Origin of the sequence: Leptospira perolatii (genome assembly GCF_002811875.1) — a bacterium.
Classification (GTDB): Bacteria; Spirochaetota; Leptospiria; order Leptospirales; family Leptospiraceae; genus Leptospira_B; species Leptospira_B perolatii.
In genome coordinates, this window is record NZ_NPDZ01000045.1 from 1 (window position 1) to 672 (window position 672).

The 672-nt window shown below is 40.3% G+C and carries 1 pseudogene; it reads left to right on the forward strand.

Annotated elements, in window-relative coordinates:
* A pseudogene (locus CH373_RS18720) lies at positions 1-672 on the forward strand (hypothetical protein); the annotation flags it as partial.

A 672-nucleotide genomic window follows, 5' to 3' on the forward strand; every position in this document is an offset into this window, starting at 1 on the left:
GAACTAGAATTAAAGATTGCTAAAGAAGAATTGAAGGTTCTCCAACAGAAAAAAGATCGTGCTCAGGAAGTGTATGACTATGCGATCCAAAATGTGGGCGGAAAATCTCAGGCTCAACTTACTTCTGAGGTAGAGGCTGCAAAGAGCGCTTTTAAAACACAAGAAGCTACTTACTTAAAGCTACTAGCGGATTTGAACGGCAGTGGAGGTATTACTTCTTCTTCTACTGGTTTGGATTCTACTTCGAGTACTGTGGGAGGTACTACAACTGCGACTGGAACTGGGATCTTGACGAATCTGGAAACTGCGAATCAGATTTTGGAAGCGAAGCGTAAGAAAGTAGAAGAAGCTAGGGCTCTTATGGAAGAGAGACGACTAAGTTTTGATTCCGTCACGAAAATGCAAGTTTTGGTGAATAACCCAGAGTTACTTGGAAAGATCGGAGAATTAAAAACAGATCCTGGTACAAACAAAGTAGATACAGGTTTACGATACGAGATTTATCAGGCGAACGAAGAGTTGGAAAGACAGAGAGAGGTGCTACGCCAGCAGGAAGCTGAGATGTACAAACTCTCGTATGAAAGACAAAACGCACTTAGGACTCAGACCTTTTATAACGAAAGTTTAAAGAAGATATTAGAATTCGAGAAATTAAAAGAAAATAAAGTACTC